Here is a 20,478-nt window from a genome sequence, read left to right as displayed (position 1 = left end):
TTTAGCAACAAAAACTATGTGGAGAGAAGCCATGGTAGACAACTAGATTCACTATAAATTTGAAAAAGGAGGTAGAGAATCTGTTGATGAAGGGTTCACAAAGGCCGTAGAAAATCTAAAACCTGTGATGGTAAGAGAAGCCGTAGGGGAAATGTGGTGAGCTTAATATTCTATTTTTTTAATAAAAGTTAAGTTAAATAACAATGAAAAATAGAGTGTCCATCCAAGGACATTCTATTTTTTGAACGTTGTATTTTTGAGGACACCTTTCATGAAATCATCAAATGAAGTGGAATACTTATTCCATTGGTTGTACCATTTTCTAACCGTCTCCAGTAACCAAAACGGAACTGGTTTACCATCAATTAGTTGATAGTAAGAATCATATGCTTTTTTTAGATGTTCCCACCTGTAGTCATTTCCTGGTTGTATATATTCGGAGACATCCAACATTTTCGCTCTACCATTTTGTAATAGAATATTTTTCAGATGAATATCACGTGGGTTCAATCCCTTTTCTCGCGCATATTCTCTAGCTTTCTCTACATCTTGAACAACAAGTTCTGGAATATGAATTCCTTGCAGGAGACAATCATACAATGTTGTTCCTTCCTCAAAACTTAAAACAAGATAGTTAGGATACGCAGCAAAACATGTAGAAAAATAACGGGAATCCCTTAACTTATCATACACACTTTCCTCAGCTCTAATTTTAGCTAGTTTCTCATCAGCATAAATTTTAAACGCATATTCCGGTGCATATAGATATTGGAACACTGCCGCATCCGTACCGACACCAATACATTTAAGGTCATCAGAGCTTCCATTTATCGTTACCGGTTGATTGTTTGGATTTGCTGAAATAGAGATGTTCGATAAAGACTTTTTTGCACTTTCCCATCTACTTTCCAAAGAAACCTCTCCTTTTGCCTACTCAAAAAACCGTAATCTATGATTATATTTTTAAAATAATGTTAGATAGGTTGTGTACCCTAAATTAATATAGGAGTAACTAATTATTTGCCTATCCCTTACTATATTTCATTTCTTTCTATTATAGAAGTCTTATGAGTCCTTTGGCAGGTATTAAATCAGAATATCTTCTTTTTTAAAGTTTAGTTTTATTGCTTCTTTAACTTCGAAGACGATTTAAAATGACTTACTCTAAAATGCTACTAAAATATTTTTAAAATCAATAGAAAATTGTTTAGATAATGTGGTAAAATAATGTTTGTGAATAAATACACGTGATTTGTTAGATATTAATTATATCCTGCTTTTGAAACATTATAAAATCATATATTAAAAGAGAGACTGGAGATGCATACAAGATGAAAAGAAAGCTTTTTGTAATAACTGGTTTAGTTGCCGTAGCGCTAGTTGCTTATTTGTTTGCAGTAAACGGTAAAACAAATACACAAACCGAAACCAAGACAGAAGACATTAAGCAATTGGTGCATGATTATAGCGTAGGTAAGAAAGAAAACGAAAACGCTTCTATCACATCACAAGAACTTGTTGTAACCGATAAAGACGCAAACGAGTCAACCTATAGCTTACCTGAAGATGAATTTTTTGTCTCGATTGCTCCATATGTAGAGAATACACACCCTTGTGCAGTCCATAGCCTGACAGGTTGCCAAGGAGAAATGGTTAATGAAGAATTTAGTGTATATATTGAAGATACAGAAGGAAACGTAATCCTTGATCAAACAACACAATCCCAATCAAATGGGTTTGTCGATTTATGGTTACCACGCGATAAAACGTATCGTGTAACTTTTACGCATGACGGAAAAACGGCACAGTCTGAGGTTTCCACATTCGAAAATGATAACACATGCATTACTACCATGCAGTTAAATGAGAACAAAAGTGCCTAGGTCGTATTCATACAAAAATACAGACAAACACTCGTCTTTTACCGAGTTGTTGTCTGTATTTTCTTTTTTATTTAAATCAAACAAGGTCTTTAAAGATTTTATATAAGGTTTTATCCACCTTATCTTCATGATTAAAAATTTCTTCAAACGTATGGTATGTAATTTCATTGGTTTCCATTCCTAAAGCAACACCAGATATATCTTTTTCAATTAATTCAATCACATTATATCCCATTCTACTCGTAAATACACGATCAAATGCAGACGGTGTACCACCTCTTTGGATATGTCCCAAAACGGTAGCTCTTGTATCAAGATCTGTGTTTTCTTTAATTATAGTCGCTATATCTTCCGCTTTTCCTGCACCCTCGGCTACCATTACAATACTATGTGTTTTACCATTTTCAAAACCTTGTACAAGTTTTTTTGATATTTCTTCTATATCCCATTTCATTTCAGGAATAATGACTGCATCAACACCACTTGAAATCCCGGCATGAAGAGCAATATCACCACAACTTCTTCCCATTACTTCAATTACACTTACGCGTTCATGGCTACTCATTGTATCTCTTAAATTACCAATTGCATCTGTGACAACATTTAATGTCGTATCAAACCCAATCGTATAATCGGTTAACGGGATATCATTATCAATCGTTCCAGGGAGTCCGTAAGTTTTAATACCCTGTTGTTGAAGGGCTGCGGCACCTCGATAGCTTCCATCACCACCAATAACAACTAAATAATCAATTCCCGCTTCTTTTAGATTGTTAATTGCTTTAGATTGTCCTGCTTCCGTTTTAAATTCCTCTGACCGGGCAGATTGCAGAAAAGTCCCGCCTCTATAAAGAATATCACCAACTGCTCTTGAGTCTAATGTAATAAAATCATTTTCCATAAGACCTTTATACCCTCTTTTAATTCCAACCATTTCAAATCCACTAGCAATACCTGTTCGCACAACAGCACGTATCGCACTATTCATCCCTTGAGAATCTCCACCAGAAGTCAAAACTGCTATTTTTTTCAATTAAAACATTCCTTTCCATATGTCCGTTATCAACTATGTTATTGGACCCTTTCAAAGTTCCATCTAATTTTTCTTAGATATATTATTATCTGATTCGTATACTTCAATTATACCCAAAGCGGATATGAAGTTAACGTATAGTAATTCGGAGTCCAGAAAAAAGTGTAGGGCTCTGTAGCTGGACGCGGCACATGCTAATAGTCAAGCGTCCACTAGACATGGACATTAAATCTATAATCTTCCTACGCTATAAAAAAAGAGCCTTGTATAGGCTCTTTTTGGACACTTACATATTATTCTTTTTCTATTCCTCCAGTATTAATTTCATAGTTTGGAAGAACTAGGACTTCCACTCGTCTGTTTTTTGCTCTATTGGCTTCATCACTATTAGAGACAGTTGGTTTTTGCTCTCCATAGCCTTTGGCGCTAAATCGTTCAGGACCCAAGTTTTCATTTTCCAATAATAACTGCATGAAGTTAACTGCACGCATGACACTTAATTCCCAATTAGACGAGAATTCACTACTTTGAATTGGTTGATTATCCGTGTGACCACTTACCACAATTTGATGGGGAGGATCCGTATATAAAAACTGTGCAACCTCATCAGCAATCTCCCTTCCACCCGCTTTAACCTTGGCACTGCCCGAATCGAAAAAAACATCATTTAGAATTACAATCAACAAACCTTCATCTGTTAATTCCGTCCCGAGTACTTTTGCAAGATTATTCTCACCAATATATTGATTAATCTCGTCCTGCAAAACTTGAAGGTGATATAGTTCTTCTATACCTTTATCTACTTCGGAGTCGTTTGATACTTCTGTTTCTTCTACGTCTTCACTAGGAGCAGTCGAGCTTCCCACCCCCTCTCCTTCCGTACCATTTCCACTAGCAAACTCACTTTTAAAAACCTGAGATAATTCCTTGTATTTTTGCGCATCTATCTCACTCATAGCAAATAATACAATAAATAGTGCCAATAAAAGAGTTAACATATCCGCATATGGAATTAACCAAGATTCATCAACATGCTCTTCTGTATGCTGCTTCTTTTTACGCACTTTCTCCCTCCTGTTCATTAAATTTAGTTTTTGCTAGTTCAGATTGTGATAGGTACGAACCTAATTTATCTTTTACTACAACAGGTGATTCACCATTGGCTACAGATAATATTCCTTCAATCATAATATGTCTCACAAGTATTTCATTTTTAGATTTTTCCTTTAATTTATTCGCAAAGGGATGCCACAATACATATCCAGTAAATATCCCAAACAAAGTTGCAATAAAAGCTGCCGATATCGCTTTACCTAATGCTTCTATATCATCCATGTGGCCGAGTGCTGCAACTAATCCAACTACAGCACCAAGTACACCTAAAGTTGGTGCATAAGTTCCTGCTTGTGTAAAAATTGCAGCTCCCTTATGATGCCTTTGTTCCATCGCATCAACTTTTTCTAATAGAACATCTCGTATAAATTCTGGTGTTTGGCCATCAATTGCTAGTTGTAGCCCGGATTTTAAAAATTGATCATCTACATCATCTAACTTTTGCTCTAATGATAGAATACCTTCTTGCCTTGCAGTTTCAGCCCATTTCGTAAATAAATCAATAATGGCAAACATATCATTGCTTTTTTCTTCTTTAAATATAATTTTAAATAGAGCCGGGACTTTCTTGATCGTACTCATTGGAAAGGCTATTAAAACAGATGCTGCAGTACCCACAAAAATAATTAAAAGTGCTGCTGGATTGAATAATGCTAATACACTTACACCTTTCAAAACCATCCCCGCTCCAATAGCAATAACCCCTAATAACAAACCGATAATTGTTGTTTTATCCATTATTTCACCTCGATGATTTTAAATAAATTCTGAAGATTCGAATATAAAAATAACGATCCTGTGAAGCAAAGGATCGCCGAAAAATGCCCATGACAAGTTATAGGCAAAGATTGGTAGCCAGGCGATCATAGTAGTACTTTCATCCACTTTAGACCCTTAGCTTTGCGTCCTACTCTTTCGAATAGTTTGCCTTTATCATCCTTTATTCAATTTATGATCTATTGAACTACTATTTATTATATTACTCTGTTATTTTACATTTTTCAACAAGATTCGACTTTAATTTAACAGATAATGTATCTGAAGTTTCTTAAAAATTTGTAAATATATTCATTGATAGACTTACTATCTATAGAATGGTCAGCTATTATATAGATAAGGATAAATTTTGAAAATCCGTAAAAAAGGAGCGAGTGAACATGAAAAAATTATTACCTCATATATACTTAAGAAATTGCCACGAACCTTTAGCTTTCTATCACCACGTATTTGGTGGAGAAGTTAAGAATACACAAACGGCTGATGATGTAGAAATGTTCAAGGGGCATGATGGAAAATATATTCATGCTGAGCTTCATATTAATGAGGATTGTGTCATTTATTTCGCAGACGTATTTGAGCCGATTAAACAAGGAAACAATATATGGCTAGTAGTTGAGTTAGAATCCAAACAAGAAATCGAATCTGTATATGAACAGTTATCTGAAAATGGCGAAGTGAAAATGGATTTACAGCATACCTTTTGGGGAGCTACTTATGGTGTCGTAAAGGATGTTTATGGGATAACCTGGGAATTGAATTATCGTAAATAGCAAAAGCATCTTGACAATCATTTTGTTTAAGTCTTTTTTCAAAGAGCTTGTTGTTTTCGACAGATAAAATATAAAGTCTGCACTTACTTTATCGTAACTTCCTTGCATTCTATCTAAGATAAGTGTTAAATCGAGCGCTACGGAAAAATACTCCCTTTCCGTGGGCAGCACCTTAGCCTCCTCGCTCACAAAGAACGTTTCCTGGAAAAAGAACAACACTTTTTCTGCGTGCGATTTCATTTCTGACTTTTTATCTAACTGGAGAATAGTTAAAGCAACCGCTTCATCAAGGTGGGCTAAGGCGATCTATACTGGCAAAGGAGTTAAGTAAATATCAAAAAATAAAAATGGTCGCCTACGTAAGCTTTACTGTATTGCTTTACGTAGGCAACCATCCGCTTATCTTTACTTTTAAACACTTCCAAAGGTAATTCTTACTTATTCATCGTCTCGCCCTTTACCTTTTTCTACTTCCACTTCTTTAGGGTTTTCTTCATTTTTCTTACTCTGTTCTTGATTACCAGCTTCTGTCTTTTTGTTTACATTTTTTTGATTCTCATTAACCTCGTTCGCTTTTTCTTTTCCATTTACACTATCAGGACTAGCTATTTTCTCTTGAGGTTGTTGATTATCTTTATTTGCATTACTTCGTTCATTTTCATTATTAACGGCTTCTTGTGTTTTTTTATCTTTCTCATGACGATTTTTATTGTTTTGTTGTGAAGCATCAATAGGTTTGTGCTCTTTTTTTACACCAGTATTCTTATTCTCTGTGACTTTTTTGTTAGTACTTTTTTGGTTTTCGCTTTGATTATTCTGTTTTTTATTCTTTTCTATTTTTTCACTCGGTTTATTTTCTTGTTTTCCTTGATCAATAGTACTCTTGTTACTTTTTTCTTTGTTATCTTCTTGTTTTGCTTTTTGAGTAGGATTGTCTTTCGAGTTTAATATATTTTCACTCTTATCTTCGTTTTCGTTATTATCTGCGTCTTGCTGAATAGTTGTGTTCGTTTCATCAAACTTGTCCATAAACGAAGCGATAGGATTTTCTCTCAAGTTGTCTACGTCTACATCGATTCCTTTTTGTCTAAATTGTTTGTATAATTGATACTTATTAATAGAAAGATTTACCTTTCTAGACTCTTCGATTAGATCTTTACTTCCATTATCAACAGATACATCAGCAGTTATGACGTTAGTTCGCAATGAGTTACGAACAGTCTCTTCTATTTCATCTAATTTAAGTTCATTTTTATTTTCTAATGGAATAACCGTTAAATTGACCAATCCATTTTCTGTCTCTGATAAGTAATTTTCATTAATAGCAACCGTAATAATCTCCTCTAAGATACTAGTAATTTTTGCGCCTTTATTACGCAGCTCGTTTACAACAATCTCTCCATCTTTATTTAAAAATTCCATCTTAGTTACTTGAAAGTTCTCGTCTGTATATATCTCAATACTTGGATTAATATCTACAGCAAATAGATAGGATTCCTCTTCTTTAATAAATGTACTCATATAGTAACCAATTAACGTTAAAAACACGATGGCAACTAGCGACACATACCTTACACTTCTGTTTAATTGAAAACTCTGTTTTTCTATATGTGTGTAAGATTGGCCGATTCTAGGTATTTCACTTTTAGAGCGAGGCACATTTTTGAAGTCGCCATTTTTACATAACAACGAAATTTTTTCATCCGTTACGTTTACAACAATGCCTTTATACGTTTTTGACTTCATGATTTGTCCTCACTTTCAAGTGGTATTTCAATATACTGCGATAGTTGCTGCCATTCAGGATGTAATTTTAAGATGATAAGCGTTATGATATATTTCCGGTGCCTCTCTATTGTTTTCAGACGATGTCCATATTTCTCTACTAACTTCGCTGCTGGTAATCGTTTTTTCATTGAAAAAGATTCCACTAGTTCTGAGTCGCGTATGAAGTCATCTGCTATTTTCAATAGATTCATTTTAGTCTTTCGATGTTTGGGACAAAACTTCTCTAGTTCTTCAAATTCAATATGAAACAGAAGTAAAGTATTTTTAAGCTCGAGGATTTCTTCTATTAACTCTTCTCTTTGAACACTTTCTTTATAAGAATTCATCGATTTCTCAATATCATATACATTTGTAGTGAGCTGGTTATCTGTTGCATCAACTTCTATCGGTATATGCGCGTTGTTTTGCTCGCGACGAAAGTAGTCGATTAATTCTCGTTTTATAAGCAAATAGACATAATTTAAAAATGTTTTATTAGCGTTCACATCATAGGTTTCAATCGCACGATTAAAAGCTAGTAACCCAATACTAGACTCTTCATCGCTCCACGTAATATATCTCTTACATATGTGTCCAACTGTATTGATAATATAGGGCTTATAGTGATTAATTAATTTTTCTCTAGCAATCTCATCACCATTTGCTGCCGATAATATGTATGTTGTTACTTCTGTCTCTTTCATAGTATCCCCCCTTATCAAACAGTTGTTTAATAAACTAAGCATACGATTTTTTTAATGAGGGGTAAAGAACCAAAACATGGGTTTTATTAATTCAAACTGTTAATAAAATAACAAAAGCGAAGGCACTGGAGCTGAACATTTTTGTTTACACTCCCTTCTACATATTATCCACATCCGGAAAATCTTATCTCTTCGCTAAATATAAAGGAAGAGTCCCATCCCGGGACTCTTAACTAAAATTAATCTTGGTCTTCCTCTTTATTTCCTTGTCCATTTTTAGCCTTTTCACGGTTTTCTTTGGCTTTTCTTTCTTTCTTTTCTTCTTCTAATTCTTTTTGTTTTTCACGTGCTTCTTCAGCTTTTTCCTTGGCTGCTTCTCTAGTCTTTTCTTCAGCCTCTTTAGCTTTTTCTTTCTTTTCTTCCTCTAACTCTTTTTGTTTCGCTCGTGCTTCTTTAGCTTGTTCTTTTGCTGCTTCTCTTGCCTCTTCCTCAGCTTCTTTGGCTTGCTCTCGTTTTTCTTTTTCTAATTCTTTTTGTTTCTCTCGTGCTTCTTTGGCTTTTTCTTTCGCAGCTAATTCTTTTTCCTTCGCTTCCGCTTTAGCCTCTTTTGCTACCTTTTTAGCTTCTTCCGCCACTTCTTTTTCTGCTTCTGTTTTTTCTTCGTCTTCTTCCATTTCAGCAAGCTCTTCTGTTGCTTCCTCTTTTAACTCTGCTATTTCTTTTTCTGATTCTTGGTTAAGCTCTCTAATTTTCTCATCAGCTTCTTCTTGTGTAAGTTCACCAGAGGCTAATTCTTCTTCTATCTCAGTTAATTCCTTTTTAACTTCTTCTTCCATTTCAGCATATTCTTCTGAAATATTGAAAGCAATCTTTTGATTTTCCACATTTTCTAGTGAACTTGATAGTTGATTGATAGTTTCTTCATCGCCAGCTGCTACTGCCTCTTCCATCATTTCTTCCATTTCTTTTTGTTTCTTATCGATTACTTTTTTCATAATTTGTGAAGGGTGAATGTTAAGCTCTTTTGCAATTTCACCAAACCCTTTACCTTCTTGTAGTAAAGCAATGATTTCATCCTCTGTTTTGCCACTTTCCTCAGCTAAAGTTACAACTTTAACAATTTGTCCGAATCCAAGGTCTTGTTCACGTAAACTCTTTACCTTTTCAGGATCAATATCTTTTACTACGTTTGCTACTAAATAAGCTTCTTGCTGTTTTTCTTCAAACTCTTCTTTTTCTTCTTCTTCAATTTTTTCAGCTACTTCATCTGTTACTGTAGTAGAATCTTCTAATTGCTCTGATAATTCTTCTTTCACTTCATCGTCGATTGCTTCATCTGTTATCACTTCTGCCACTTCTTCTTGTGCTTTTTCCAAAGTAGATAAATAATCATCGATTAATTCATTCATATATTCGTCTTTCTCTTCGTCTACCATTTGTTCTGATTCTAATAAACGTTCTTTAACAAGTTGTAGCAAAAGATCTGATTCTTTTTCTGAATCGGTCGTCATTAATAATTGAAAGTTTTCTACAGCTTGATCAAAAAAGTACCAAAAACTGTCTGGTGTTAAACCTGCAGTACCTTCCGACTCTTCTATATTTACATTGTCCAGTTCATTAATTTCATTTGTGTCAACTGCAGCATATACAGAATTACTCGTAAACAATAAACCAATTGCAAAAAGACTTGTTACTAACATCTGCTTCATTTTCAAAATAATCTCTCCCTTTTCTGAATAAAATAATTACTTTAGACCATAAAGTATTAAATATGACAGCTGGCTGACATAGGCTTCATGCACCTTTTAGTCCCTTTAGCTTTGCGTGACCACCTTTCAATGGCTTTGCCTTTATCTATATTTAATTTAGTAATCTACTATTATTACGGATGCATGTTAAATTTTTAGGGGGGATTTATGAAGTTTTTGTAGAAAATCCTGTTTTTTTGTACTAAAGTTATTGTATATAAAACTAATAGATATGTTAATAGAATAGCTAGCACTTCCAATTATAAATAGTGTTAGTTAGTTAACTTCCCCACAGCGAAGGAGGTTATATAATATTGTACAAACGTTTGATTAACAATAAAAAGTAAAAAGAGGTAATCCCCTATTTTTAGAAAGATTACCTCTTTTGCTTTGTATCTATTTTTTAAACCATCATTACCCCATCAACATTGCCTTCGCTTGATCGCTCATTTTTTCAGGTGTCCATGCTGGTTGCCATACGAGCTGTACATCTACTTTCCCAACTTCATTAATATAGTAAATTGCACTTTCAACACCACCTACAATACTATCGTGAAGTGGGCACCCGGGAGTTGTTAATGTCATGGTTACAAATACATCGTTCGTTTTATTTACTTCAATATCATAGATAAGTCCTAAGTCAACAATGTTAATACCAAGTTCTGGGTCAATTACACTGTAAAGCGCTTCTTTTACTTGATTTGCAATACTCATCTCACATACCTCCTTATTTTTTCACTACATCGACAATCGATACTAAGTATCCAATAGATGTTAAAAGCATTAAACCTTGAAATAATTGAACAGCTATACTAACTTGCATTATCCCAGAAAAAGCTAGACCGAAAGTACCAATCGAAAATAAACTAAAAAGTATAACACCTACTTTTTCATTCACCATATCTTTCAATAATGGTACGTTACCTTTTCCTACTTGTGCTGAATATTTATACGTCCACCATAAAAAAGGAACAATCTTATACAAGTAACCTAAGATGCTAAACATAATCCAACAAATAATGTATAAGAAAATCATCCAACCCCATATTCCATCTTGATGAATACCGATTATCCGAAATATAACAACCAGTGTATGGATCAGCCAACCATATCCAATCGCTATTAATGAAAATATAAATGGACGATCCAACTTTCTTTTCAATCGTTTTTTTATAATTTCGATTATATCTAAACAAAAACATGTAAACCCAATCCACAATAGGAACCAGCCTACGGTAGCAAGTGCAGGTAGTTCCAACCAAAACGAAACGATTAAAACAACTAAACCTAATATATAACTAAAAAACGCCCACTTGGAACCTTTCATTTTAAAACCGTGACTTAGGCTAAACATTGGCACAAGCTTATATGAAAACCCAAATATTAATAATGTGAACCAACCTGCCACACCTAGCAGAATGTGAGAGTGTAATATAGCAGTATAATTAATAGATGATCCAAATCCAATCGTCCATGACAATGCTAATCCAGCACTAATCGTAATCAAGAAACAGACTAAAGCTGCCATTACAAATAATGTTAAGATATTTTTATTTTCTTGACCTTTTAAAGTCATAATCATTTGCCATAAAAATAACAGGATACCAATGATTAAAATCACCGCACCATATACGGCAATACTGATATTAAACCCTAGTAATAAAGAAAATGAAATAATACCAACTGTTGTAATAATCAGCTGTACAACCCCCAACTTTTCACTCCAAATTGGGGTAAGAAAGACAACGGGAACTAATTGATACATCGCCCCCATAATCACCATAACTATCCAACCTAAAAGTAAAAAATGAGCTCCCATTAAAATTTCCGGCAACCGAAAGACCCCATTTGTTAATGCGTCACTATTAATAAAGAAAATGAATTGAGAAACGACGAAAGCTATTAAGCCAAAAAAGATAAAAGACAGAGGGAGCTTAATATTGGTTTCCGATTTTTTGTTAACACTTAAACCGTTCATCCTTACACACCATGCTTCGTAATTGTAATGGCATAGCTTCCGTCTGCTTGTTCCTCTACCTCATATGCATGGCCTTGTTCCTCTAACTCCGGAAATAAAAACATTGGTCTTCGGTCATTGATGATCGTCAGCTGCTGACCAGATTCAAGTTCTTCTATCGCTGCTAGTGTCCGCATCATTGGTTGTGGTGGTTGCATTCCTCGATTATCTAAAATCATTGTCTATCTACTTCCTTTTTCGTAAATATAATTTTCCAATGTTTCTTTTCTAATTGTTCAGATTGGTGTGTAAAACCTTTTTTTCCTAACACTTTATAAAGAGGAAACGGGTTAAATGGTGCGTGTAGGATAAGTTGTTGATTAGGCTCTAATGTTTTCACTGCATCCATTATTTTTTTAAAAGGCTCGATGTTGTTCTTAATATCTTCACGCACATCGACTTCTACAACCGTACTTTTTTCATTCATCACCTAACACCTCCAAATCGTTATAAACCTATGATAACCATTATCAATTAGGAATGTAGTGACTTGTATCACTTAGGTATCATTTGGGAGGTTTTTGCTACTTCTTAGCTGTAATATTTATGTGAGTCCATTTCATAATTACCTTATTCCGTCATCTAAGACAATGGTTAGAAATTGATTTATCCCACTATATATTGTCTTAGATAACATCAAAATTAGTATTATGAAATTGATTCATGCAACAATGCGTTTTAGACATATGTTAATCTCTTAGCCCTTTTCCTCGTAACACTTAAAACAATACAGCTTCTTATCTTTGGCAAATACACCCTGAACAAAAGCTCGGAGCGCCTTACTCACCCTAGGGCAATTAAGACAAACAGCTATGTGGTGCTATTTACCACAAAGATGTTTGTCTCGGGTAGGCGCTGTAGCTGGACGTGGCACATGCTGGTAGTCAGTTATCCACAGGCCACTAAATCTATAATTTCCTATGCTACAAGAAAACCACTTGAGCAATAGATTGGTGTATTGAAAATGAAACACACCCCGACTTTTTCTTCCATACTATTTTACCTTCCTTATACTTGGTGTGGTTAGAAAAAAACTACTTCCAGTTTATAATCGCTAAACTAAAAGTAGTCCCTCTACATCTATAATCTCTATTTTTTTATGTGGCTTTAATTTGATTAGGCCTTGAGCTTCGAGATCAGCTAATTTTCGACTAATGGTCTCAGGAGTCGTTCCCAAATAAGAAGCTAAATCTTTTTTACTCATCGGTAACTCTAGTACCTCTGAGTGATTACCACCGGCTAAACCTTCTATTAAGTAATGGGCAATCCTTGTTTCTACTTTCTCGGTCGCAAACCAGGTACTTTGTTTTTCTGATTGTTCTAGTCTAGTAGAGAACTCAGCTAATATTTTTAAAGAAATAGATGGGTACTTTAAAAGAAACGCTTGTAAATCGGTACGATTAATCATACAAACAGCTGTATCAACCATTGCTTCGGCAAAAGATTCATGGGTTGATTCACTAAACAAAGCATACTCACCTGTAAAATCACCTGGATTTAGAATTCGTACCAACTGCTCTTTGCCTGATTCAGATAGCCTAAAAATTCTAACTTTCCCACTATTAACAATATAAAGGGAGGTTGATTGATTGTCTGCTTGATAAATGATTTCACCTTTTTTATACGATACAGACTGTGCCGTCATTAATATTTCATCCATTTGTTCTGATTCTAAATGATTAAAAATAGGAACTAAAGAAATACAGGATTTGTGTGAACCGATCGTATGATTACATGCCTGTTGGCTTTCCTTATTTTCTATTTCCTTCACCTCGCAATCCAATATTCTAAGCTATTTAAATTTTAACATTTAATACTTAGTCCCTGTTGTTTTAAACATGAATAGTTTGCAACTTTTTCTGGACTTTGACTTTCTTTTCATTAAATTTCATTAGTCTCATTGCATTAACAATGACAAGTAAAACACTCGCTTCATGGATAAACATACCGGATGCTAGATGAACAGATCCCATAAGAACGCCAATTAAAAGTACCAATACAATTCCTACTGCAAAGTACGTATTTTGTTTCATGTTTCGTATCGTTACTTTGGAAAGTGAATATGCGTGCGAGAATTGCATTAATTTATCAGCCATCAGAACTATATCTGCTGTTTCCATCGAAATATCTGTACCACCTTCGCCCATCGCTAAACCGATATTAGCAGTAGCAATTGCTGGTGCATCATTAATTCCATCTCCCGCCATCGCAACAACGTGACCGGCTTCTTTTAACTTTTTCACAAACTTTACTTTGTCTTCTGGCAGCAATTCTGCATGAAAATCATCTATTCCAAGTTGATTAGCAACTAGTTCAGCTGTGCACTTATTATCACCTGTTAACATGATAATTCGTTTAATTCCATTCTCTCTCATTTCAGCAAGTGCCTCTTTCGCATCTTCGCGGATTTGATCTGAAATAGAGAAGATACCCACAATTTCTCCGTCTATCGCCGTAAAAATTGCAGTATTCCCTAGTTTTTCGCGAGCTTCTGCATAAGTATTTACAGTTGCAGAAATAGCAATACTTTTTGTATTCATCAACTTACGATTTCCAACGATTAAGCTGTGTCCATCGATACTTGCAACAATTCCATTTCCTTTCCATACCTCCCCCTCGATAGCTTCACTCGTAAGTGAAATTCCTCTCGCATGTGCTTCATTTACAATTGTTTTACCTAAATGATGTTCTGAGATCCTTTCTGCTTCAGCAACCAATCTCAGTAATTCATTAGAATCTTGCTTAGCAAATGTCTTAATATCAGTGATTTCCGGTTTTCCTTTGGTTAGCGTACCTGTCTTATCAAATACAAGCGTATCGACTTTAGAGAAGTTATCCATCACTTCTCCCCCTTTTACAAGCACACCATTTTTAGCACCATTGCCAATACCGGCAACGGTTGAAACGGGAGCACCAATCACTAAAGCACCTGGGCATGCAATAACTAGGAATGTGATTGCCAAATGAAGGTCTCTTGTAATCACGTAAACGAATATGGATAACACAACAACAGCTGGTGTATAAATATTAGCGAATTTGTCCAAGAATTTTTCTGTTTTGGATTTGGATTCTTGTGCTTCTTCAACAAGTTCAATAATCTTTGCAAATGCTGTGTCATCTCCAACTTTTTCAGCAACAATTTCAATATAACCACTATCTACTATTGTTCCACTATACACGTTATCCTTTACATTTTTTGTTGAGGGTTTACTCTCACCTGTTATCGCTGATTCATTCAAGGATGCGTTCCCTGCAACAATTTCCCCATCGACAGGAACTTTTCCTCCCGAACGAATTACGACGCGATCCCCTTCCACTACTTCTTCAATAGCTAAGTTGATTTGTCTTCCGTCTCGCATAACGCTTGCCTCTTGGGGTGACATATCAACTAAACCCTTTAATGACGAACGAGTTTTTTCTAATGTCCTGGCTTCCAAATATCCACCAAATAAAAATAAAAAAGTAACAACTGCTGATTCCACGTATTCTCCTATGGTGAGTGCCCCTATAACAGCGATTGTAACCAGTAATTCAATGCTAAAAGCTTTCATTTTAAGTGCTTGGAAAGCTTTGATCGAAATAGGAGTACTTGCAATAATCGTAGCTATAACGAGTGCTACATTTTTGATTTCACCGTTCCAAATTAATCCACTAATAAAACCCAATACAATTAAAATCCCTGTGATTGCGGTAATATGATTTTTATGTTTATGAACAAATGGAATCATGTCCTTTCTCCTCCTTTTAAAATGAAGCACAGTTTTTTGTTCTTCTATGAAATTTTAGCTGACAATACTGGGTAACCCAATTTACTTATCTTTCCTTCTATTTCACTCACTTCTATTTGACTTTCATCGAACTCTGTTTTTACTTTGCTTGAGTTAAACAATACCTTCGCGAATTCTACACCCTTTGTTTTGTTAAGTGTCGTTTCTATCTTCTTAATACAAGATGGACAAGTTAAAGCTTCTAATTGGAATACTGCTTTTGACATATCGTTTTCCTCCTTTTTATTTGTACTTTTATCTTAAAGTTTCTTTGTATTTAAGAAATTGATTTAAATCAATTTTTACTTTTTTTCATACTAGCAATCGAACCTAATGTCAATTGTCGAAAAAAAAGACAAAAAAAAATTGTTGAAGCAAAAGAATTGCTCTGCTGTTTCCTTGGATAAAAAAACACCTTATGTAAAGACTACTAATCATTACTTATATAATTATTTCACGTTCAGAAACAGTAGGTGGGATTTCGGTATGGTTAAACTGTCTAAACTTATCAAGGGCAACAAAAACAAAAGAAAAGCAGTAGAAAATATTTCTTCAGAACATGACAAAAAATTAGATAAAACATTGAAAGAAAATTTAGCTGCCATAAAGGCAACCGTAGGAAACAGCTATGATATTGTAATCAGAGAAATAAACATTGGTAGCAATACTTCCATTAAAGCTGCTGTGCTTTACACCGACGGGCTCGTTGATAAAAATATTGTTAATGATTTTATTATGCATACGTTGATGATTGACATTAGAGAAGCTAAAACGGGACAAGTTATATCAAATGAAAATGAATTATTTGCCCTCATTAAAAACTCTTCACTAACCAGTGTTGAGGTCAATGAAGTTACTACTTATAAAGCTATATTTGAACAGCTTCTTTCAGGGGATACGATTGTCTTGCTAGACGGATTTTCAAAAGGCTTTGGGATTGGATCAAGAGGTTGGCAGGATAGGGGGGTTCAAGAACCTAGTTCTCAGCAAGTTGTAAGGGGACCAAAGGATGCCTTTTCGGAAACATTAAAGACCAATACCGCTTTAATCAGACGAAGAATAAAGGACCCGGATTTATGGATGGAAACCCAGAAGATTGGAAAAAGAACCAACACCGATGTAGCCATTGCCTATATTAATGGTATTGTCAGCGAGGAAATTGTCAAAGAGGTAAAACAACGTCTAAATAAAATAGACATTGATGCGATATTAGAAAGTGGTTACATTGAAGAACTTATTCAAGATGAAACGTACACCCCATTTCCTGTTATGTATAACTCGGAAAGACCAGATTCGATTTGTGCAGGTTTGTTAGAAGGAAAAGTTGCGATCTTAGTTGACGGAACACCTTTCGTTTTACTAGTGCCTGCATTATTTATTGATTTTTTCCAATCGAGTGAAGACTACTATCAACGAAGTGACATATCCAGTGCAATTAGACTTCTTCGTTTTTTCTGTTTCTTTTTAGCTTTAGTTACACCATCAGCTTATATCGCCTTAACAACCTTTCATCAAGAAATGATCCCAACGGAACTGTTAATAAGTATAGCTGCTCAAAGGGAAGGTGTACCTTTTCCAGCACTAGTTGAAGCTCTAATCATGGAAGTAACATTTGAGATATTAAGAGAGGCTGGGATTCGCTTACCTCGAGCTGTTGGTTCAGCAATATCAATTGTCGGAACATTAATTTTGGGACAAGCAGCTGTGGAAGCAGGGATTGTTTCATCAACCATGGTAATTGTCGTGTCACTTACTGCCATAAGTAGTTTCGTTTCACCAACCTATAACATGGCGATTTCCGTAAGAATGTTACGATTTATATTCATCATATTAGCAGGTACTTTTGGTTTGTTTGGCATCATACTTGGATTAATTATAATGGTTCTTCATTTAACTAGCCTTCGTTCTTTTGGGATACCCTATTTGTCACCCATGGCTCCATTGTCAATTAGTGATCAAAAAGATGCACTTATCCGAATGCCTTTGTGGATGCAAAATCGCAGACCAAAATTAATTAACCAGAATGATAAACAGCGAGCAAATACGGAGGAACCTAGACCGACTAGATAATAAAGTAAAGAGGTTATGGAATATGAAATACAAATGGATAACTATTCTATTCGTTTTTTCTATGTCTATTTTTTTAGGAGGATGTTGGAGTTCACGTGAACTTAGCGACCTAGCAATTACAACTGCACTCGGAATTGATAAGCATGAAGAAGGGTTTAGAGTCACCGCCCAAGTGATGAACCCTGGTGAAATTGCCGGCGACCAACTTTCTTCTAGAGTACCTGTTTCTACGTACTCCGAAAATGGAAAAACTATTTTTGAAGCACTAAGACGATTAACGCAAAGTACACCAAGAAAATTATATTTATCACATATTCGGATGGTTGTTTTCGGACAAGAGTTAGCTGAAGCAGGTCTTGCACCAGCTTTGGATTTCATCTCTCGAGATCATGAAATGCGAACTGACTTTTCCATTTCGGTAGCAAAAGACATGCGCGCCGAAGACCTATTGAACGTATTAACTCCATTAGAAAAATCACCAGCAAACAAAATTGTTTCTAGTCTTAGAACCTCACAAAATAACTGGGCGCCAACAAAAGTTGTCACATTAGACGAACTTATTGCCACCTTAAGTAGTAAGAGTAAAGAACCGGTATTAACTGGCTTATACATTACAGGTGATCCTGACACCGGTTCTAGTCTTGAAAATGTAGAGACCATTCATCCACCTACACAACTCCACGTTGATAATATAGGTGTGTTCCACAATGATCAACTCGTTGGTTGGTTAAACGAAAGTGAAAGTAAAGGCTTTAACTACATTACGGATAACATCACAAATACAGTGGGCTGGGTAGAATGTGACAAAGAAGGAACAGTTTCCTTAGAAATTACAAAGACAAATACTGAATTGTCAGGATATCAGGAAGATAAAAAACCAAAAATTGTTATTGATGTAAAAAGTGAAGCAAATATTGCGGAGATCTCCTGTACAATCGATATTAATGATGAAAAGACGATTCAAGACATAGAAAAAAAAATAGAAAAGAAATTAGTTGATATTGTGAACGGAAGTATAGAAAAGGCACAAGAGTTAAACAGTGACATATTTGGTTTTGGTGAAGTATTAGGACGTTTCGAACCAAAACGTTGGCAAACATGGGGAAAAAATTGGCAAGAAGAATTTATAAATCTTGAAATTGTTGTAAACACTGATATGAAGATTATAAGAACTGGGACGACAACAGATAGCTTTGTTAATGATATTAAAAAGAATAAAAATGAGGATGAATAAAGGATGCTAATGGCAATATCTGTCTCCTTACTCTCTCTTATCCTATTTCGAGTGGAATACAAACAAGTAAAAAAACACAAGTCAAAAAAAGACAAACTAGTCTTTATTGGAGGATGCATTGTTGCTCTTTATTTAGTTATTAGTTTAAGTATAGGGTTGCCAATTCCTTCTTCAAGTAAAATACTTGATCAAGTATTCCAACCAGTTACAAAGCCCATTGCTAATCTACTAAAAACTTTTCAACCTAAGTGATCTATAGGCAGATAGGTATTTTATCTCATCGGGGGATTTACGTTGAATCAATCAGTGCAAATAAGCGGTAGACAATTTACTATTCTCATCATTATGAATATTTTAGGAACAGCGGTTATCATTGTTCCCGCAATAGCAACAGGTTATGGCAAACAAAATGGATGGGCTTCCGTATTACTAATCACCTTTTTCACAATGATTATGGTGTTATTATACAATCGCATCTACACACAAAATCCGAATAAAAATTTATACGAACAGATGGAATATTTATTCGGTAAATGGATTGGCAAAATAGTTTCCATTTTGTTTATGATTTATGTGTTTGAAATTGCGATTGGCAATTTGCGTGTAATGGGGGACTTTATTACAACGGAAATGCTCATTGAGACTCCACTGGAAGTAATTATGATACTTTCCATTATTACATGCCTATCAGCAATACGATTGGGAATAGAAGTAATAGCCAGAACAGCCGAAATATTCTTCCCTTACGTTGTCATAGCAATCTTATTGTTAATCAGTTTAGTTATGCCTGAATCTGATATAACGAATATACAACCCGTCCTTCAAACCGATATTTCTAGCACACTAGCTGGAGCACTTCCTCTAATGGGATATCCCTTTTTGGAAATAGTCATTTTATTAGCCGTTATGAACAATGTTACAAACCGAAAAGCACCTAAAAACTTTTTAATTGGTGTATTTATTGGCGGATTACTACTTACACTGATCACCATCATGTGTGTACTCGTATTAGGTCCTGATATAACGACCAGGAATGCTTATCCGACTTATGCTCTAGGTAAGAAAATCAGTATTGCTGATTTTTTAGAAAGAATTGAGATTCTCGTTGCTATTATTTGGTTTTTCACTATATTCTTTAAAATTACGAGTTGTTTTTATGTTTTAGCTATAGGTCTCAGCCAAACACTCCAATTAAAGAGTTATAAAACATTGACGATTCCACTAACTTATTTGCTGTTAGTATCGGCTGCTCACGTAACACAGAACGTGATTGCAACAAGTCAATTCTTAAACAGTACCTGGATTTCCGTTTCGATTACTTTTGGGATAATACTGCCTCTCTTACTCTTTATAGTTGGATTGATAAAAAAAAGACATTAGGACTCTTGCTTCATCTATCCTTTTAAAGACGTTTTAAGAAAGGACTGTTTTCTAAAAATTTAATGTTAGTATTAGCAGTAAAAATAACACTTCCAGTTATAGGGATTCTCTATTTAACAATTGTCTTCTTCAAGGGAACGGTTGTTTAATAGGATTATGGCACTAAAATCTATTTAATTCATCAGCAATGGAACCGTAGCTGATTAACCCAT

20 protein-coding genes and 2 riboswitches are annotated in these 20,478 nt (G+C 34.9%); of the genes, 6 read left to right on the top strand and 14 right to left on the bottom strand.

The features are described from left to right. Positions 1 to 234: 234 nt before the first annotated feature. Entirely contained in the window at positions 235 to 912 is a 678-nt protein-coding gene (locus QQS35_RS09075) for a protein kinase family protein (protein ID WP_285931681.1), read from the bottom strand. Between the two features lie 419 nt (positions 913 to 1,331). Here QQS35_RS09075 and QQS35_RS09070 point away from each other — a divergent pair, with 419 nt between their 5' ends. Beyond that, the gene (locus tag QQS35_RS09070) at positions 1,332 to 1,883 is read left to right on the top strand and encodes a CueP family metal-binding protein (protein ID WP_285931679.1); all 552 of its coding nucleotides are present in this window, start codon (positions 1,332 to 1,334) and stop codon (positions 1,881 to 1,883) included. A 76-nt stretch (positions 1,884 to 1,959) separates the two neighbouring features. On the opposite strand, the gene pfkA is transcribed toward QQS35_RS09070, so the two are convergent. The 3 genes from pfkA to motA form a co-directional block, all read right to left on the bottom strand. Then, positions 1,960 to 2,916, bottom strand: a complete 957-nt coding sequence (gene pfkA / locus QQS35_RS09065; protein WP_285931677.1) for a 6-phosphofructokinase — start codon at positions 2,914 to 2,916, stop codon at positions 1,960 to 1,962. Between the two features lie 293 nt (positions 2,917 to 3,209). Beyond that, entirely contained in the window at positions 3,210 to 3,998 is a 789-nt protein-coding gene (gene motB, locus QQS35_RS09060; RefSeq protein ID WP_285931675.1) for a flagellar motor protein MotB, read from the bottom strand. Then, the gene (gene motA, locus QQS35_RS09055) at positions 3,973 to 4,767 is read right to left on the bottom strand and encodes a flagellar motor stator protein MotA (RefSeq protein ID WP_285931673.1); all 795 of its coding nucleotides are present in this window, start codon (positions 4,765 to 4,767) and stop codon (positions 3,973 to 3,975) included. Before motA ends, motB begins: the two co-directional genes overlap by 26 nt. A 109-nt stretch (positions 4,768 to 4,876) precedes the next feature. After that, positions 4,877 to 4,968, bottom strand: a riboswitch (cyclic di-GMP riboswitch). A 218-nt stretch (positions 4,969 to 5,186) separates the two neighbouring features. Between motA and QQS35_RS09050 the strand changes: the two genes are divergently transcribed. Further along, entirely contained in the window at positions 5,187 to 5,579 is a 393-nt protein-coding gene (locus tag QQS35_RS09050; protein ID WP_285931672.1) for a VOC family protein, read from the top strand. A gap of 438 nt (positions 5,580 to 6,017) precedes the next feature. On the opposite strand, the gene QQS35_RS09045 is transcribed toward QQS35_RS09050, so the two are convergent. The 10 genes from QQS35_RS09045 to QQS35_RS09000 all read right to left on the bottom strand — a co-directional run bounded on the left by QQS35_RS09045 (position 6,018) and on the right by QQS35_RS09000 (position 15,809). Next, positions 6,018 to 7,325, bottom strand: a complete 1,308-nt coding sequence (locus QQS35_RS09045; RefSeq protein WP_285931671.1) for an anti-sigma-I factor RsgI family protein — start codon at positions 7,323 to 7,325, stop codon at positions 6,018 to 6,020. Then, the gene (locus tag QQS35_RS09040; RefSeq protein WP_285931670.1) at positions 7,322 to 8,050 is read right to left on the bottom strand and encodes a sigma factor; all 729 of its coding nucleotides are present in this window, start codon (positions 8,048 to 8,050) and stop codon (positions 7,322 to 7,324) included. The genes QQS35_RS09045 and QQS35_RS09040 overlap by 4 nt, the downstream gene beginning before the upstream one ends. Positions 8,051 to 8,289: 239 nt before the next feature. Then, a complete protein-coding gene (locus QQS35_RS09035; protein ID WP_285931696.1) occupies positions 8,290 to 9,759 on the bottom strand; it encodes a DUF5667 domain-containing protein in 1,470 nt (489 codons plus the stop codon). A gap of 61 nt (positions 9,760 to 9,820) precedes the next feature. Continuing rightward, positions 9,821 to 9,909, bottom strand: a riboswitch (cyclic di-GMP riboswitch). A 303-nt stretch (positions 9,910 to 10,212) separates the two neighbouring features. After that, entirely contained in the window at positions 10,213 to 10,512 is a 300-nt protein-coding gene (locus QQS35_RS09030) for a metal-sulfur cluster assembly factor (RefSeq protein WP_285931669.1), read from the bottom strand. Between the two features lie 13 nt (positions 10,513 to 10,525). Beyond that, positions 10,526 to 11,776, bottom strand: a complete 1,251-nt coding sequence (locus tag QQS35_RS09025; protein WP_285931668.1) for a hypothetical protein — start codon at positions 11,774 to 11,776, stop codon at positions 10,526 to 10,528. Positions 11,777 to 11,778: 2 nt separating this feature from the next. Beyond that, the gene (locus QQS35_RS09020; protein WP_285931667.1) at positions 11,779 to 11,994 is read right to left on the bottom strand and encodes a DUF2249 domain-containing protein; all 216 of its coding nucleotides are present in this window, start codon (positions 11,992 to 11,994) and stop codon (positions 11,779 to 11,781) included. Continuing rightward, the gene (locus QQS35_RS09015; RefSeq protein WP_285931665.1) at positions 11,991 to 12,242 is read right to left on the bottom strand and encodes a DUF2249 domain-containing protein; all 252 of its coding nucleotides are present in this window, start codon (positions 12,240 to 12,242) and stop codon (positions 11,991 to 11,993) included. The genes QQS35_RS09020 and QQS35_RS09015 overlap by 4 nt, the downstream gene beginning before the upstream one ends. Before the next feature lie 627 nt (positions 12,243 to 12,869). Then, positions 12,870 to 13,586, bottom strand: a complete 717-nt coding sequence (locus QQS35_RS09010) for a Crp/Fnr family transcriptional regulator (RefSeq protein WP_407933953.1) — start codon at positions 13,584 to 13,586, stop codon at positions 12,870 to 12,872. A 61-nt stretch (positions 13,587 to 13,647) separates the two neighbouring features. Beyond that, on the bottom strand, positions 13,648 to 15,543 hold the full coding sequence (locus QQS35_RS09005) for a heavy metal translocating P-type ATPase (protein WP_285931664.1): 1,896 nt from the start codon (positions 15,541 to 15,543) through the stop codon (positions 13,648 to 13,650). Between the two features lie 44 nt (positions 15,544 to 15,587). Continuing rightward, positions 15,588 to 15,809 (bottom strand): heavy-metal-associated domain-containing protein, encoded by a 222-nt coding sequence (locus QQS35_RS09000; RefSeq protein WP_285931662.1) that lies wholly within the window; start codon positions 15,807 to 15,809, stop codon positions 15,588 to 15,590. Between the two features lie 259 nt (positions 15,810 to 16,068). On the opposite strand from QQS35_RS09000, the gene QQS35_RS08995 reads away from it, so the two are divergent. Genes QQS35_RS08995 through QQS35_RS08980 form a run of 4 tightly spaced genes read left to right on the top strand, consistent with a single transcriptional unit; the run spans position 16,069 to position 20,266 of the window. Then, positions 16,069 to 17,652, top strand: coding sequence for a spore germination protein (locus QQS35_RS08995; RefSeq protein ID WP_285931660.1), 1,584 nt, complete (start codon positions 16,069 to 16,071; stop codon positions 17,650 to 17,652). Positions 17,653 to 17,674: 22 nt separating this feature from the next. Next, complete coding sequence (locus QQS35_RS08990) at positions 17,675 to 18,886, top strand: Ger(x)C family spore germination protein (protein ID WP_285931659.1); 1,212 nt, start codon at positions 17,675 to 17,677, stop codon at positions 18,884 to 18,886. 3 nt (positions 18,887 to 18,889) lie between these two features. Next, entirely contained in the window at positions 18,890 to 19,138 is a 249-nt protein-coding gene (locus tag QQS35_RS08985) for a hypothetical protein (protein ID WP_285931658.1), read from the top strand. 42 nt (positions 19,139 to 19,180) lie between these two features. After that, positions 19,181 to 20,266 carry a GerAB/ArcD/ProY family transporter gene (locus QQS35_RS08980; protein ID WP_285931657.1) on the top strand — a complete coding sequence of 362 codons (1,086 nt, stop codon included), beginning with the start codon at positions 19,181 to 19,183 and terminating at the stop codon, positions 20,264 to 20,266. Positions 20,267 to 20,478 lie beyond the last annotated feature (212 nt).

Source organism: Aquibacillus rhizosphaerae (assembly GCF_030282825.1).
GTDB lineage: Bacteria > Bacillota > Bacilli > Bacillales > Amphibacillaceae > Aquibacillus_C > Aquibacillus_C rhizosphaerae.
The sequence above is the reverse complement of the archived record's forward strand: the minus strand, read 5'-3'. Positions and strand labels throughout refer to the sequence as shown.

Coding starts and splice junctions, on each gene's coding strand:
- QQS35_RS09070 (WP_285931679.1), top strand. CDS start 1,332: ATGAAAAGAAAGCTTTTTGTAATAACTGGTTTAGTTGCCGTAGCGCTA.
- QQS35_RS09035 (WP_285931696.1), bottom strand. CDS start 9,759: ATGAAGCAGATGTTAGTAACAAGTCTTTTTGCAATTGGTTTATTGTTT.
- QQS35_RS08990 (WP_285931659.1), top strand. CDS start 17,675: ATGAAATACAAATGGATAACTATTCTATTCGTTTTTTCTATGTCTATT.
- motB (WP_285931675.1), bottom strand. CDS start 3,998: ATGAACAGGAGGGAGAAAGTGCGTAAAAAGAAGCAGCATACAGAAGAG.
- QQS35_RS09020 (WP_285931667.1), bottom strand. CDS start 11,994: ATGATTTTAGATAATCGAGGAATGCAACCACCACAACCAATGATGCGG.
- QQS35_RS09015 (WP_285931665.1), bottom strand. CDS start 12,242: ATGAATGAAAAAAGTACGGTTGTAGAAGTCGATGTGCGTGAAGATATT.
- motA (WP_285931673.1), bottom strand. CDS start 4,767: ATGGATAAAACAACAATTATCGGTTTGTTATTAGGGGTTATTGCTATT.
- QQS35_RS09005 (WP_285931664.1), bottom strand. CDS start 15,543: ATGATTCCATTTGTTCATAAACATAAAAATCATATTACCGCAATCACA.
- QQS35_RS09050 (WP_285931672.1), top strand. CDS start 5,187: ATGAAAAAATTATTACCTCATATATACTTAAGAAATTGCCACGAACCT.
- QQS35_RS09000 (WP_285931662.1), bottom strand. CDS start 15,809: ATGTCAAAAGCAGTATTCCAATTAGAAGCTTTAACTTGTCCATCTTGT.
- QQS35_RS09040 (WP_285931670.1), bottom strand. CDS start 8,050: ATGAAAGAGACAGAAGTAACAACATACATATTATCGGCAGCAAATGGT.
- QQS35_RS08995 (WP_285931660.1), top strand. CDS start 16,069: ATGGTTAAACTGTCTAAACTTATCAAGGGCAACAAAAACAAAAGAAAA.
- QQS35_RS09045 (WP_285931671.1), bottom strand. CDS start 7,325: ATGAAGTCAAAAACGTATAAAGGCATTGTTGTAAACGTAACGGATGAA.
- QQS35_RS09025 (WP_285931668.1), bottom strand. CDS start 11,776: ATGAACGGTTTAAGTGTTAACAAAAAATCGGAAACCAATATTAAGCTC.
- QQS35_RS08985 (WP_285931658.1), top strand. CDS start 18,890: ATGCTAATGGCAATATCTGTCTCCTTACTCTCTCTTATCCTATTTCGA.
- QQS35_RS09030 (WP_285931669.1), bottom strand. CDS start 10,512: ATGAGTATTGCAAATCAAGTAAAAGAAGCGCTTTACAGTGTAATTGAC.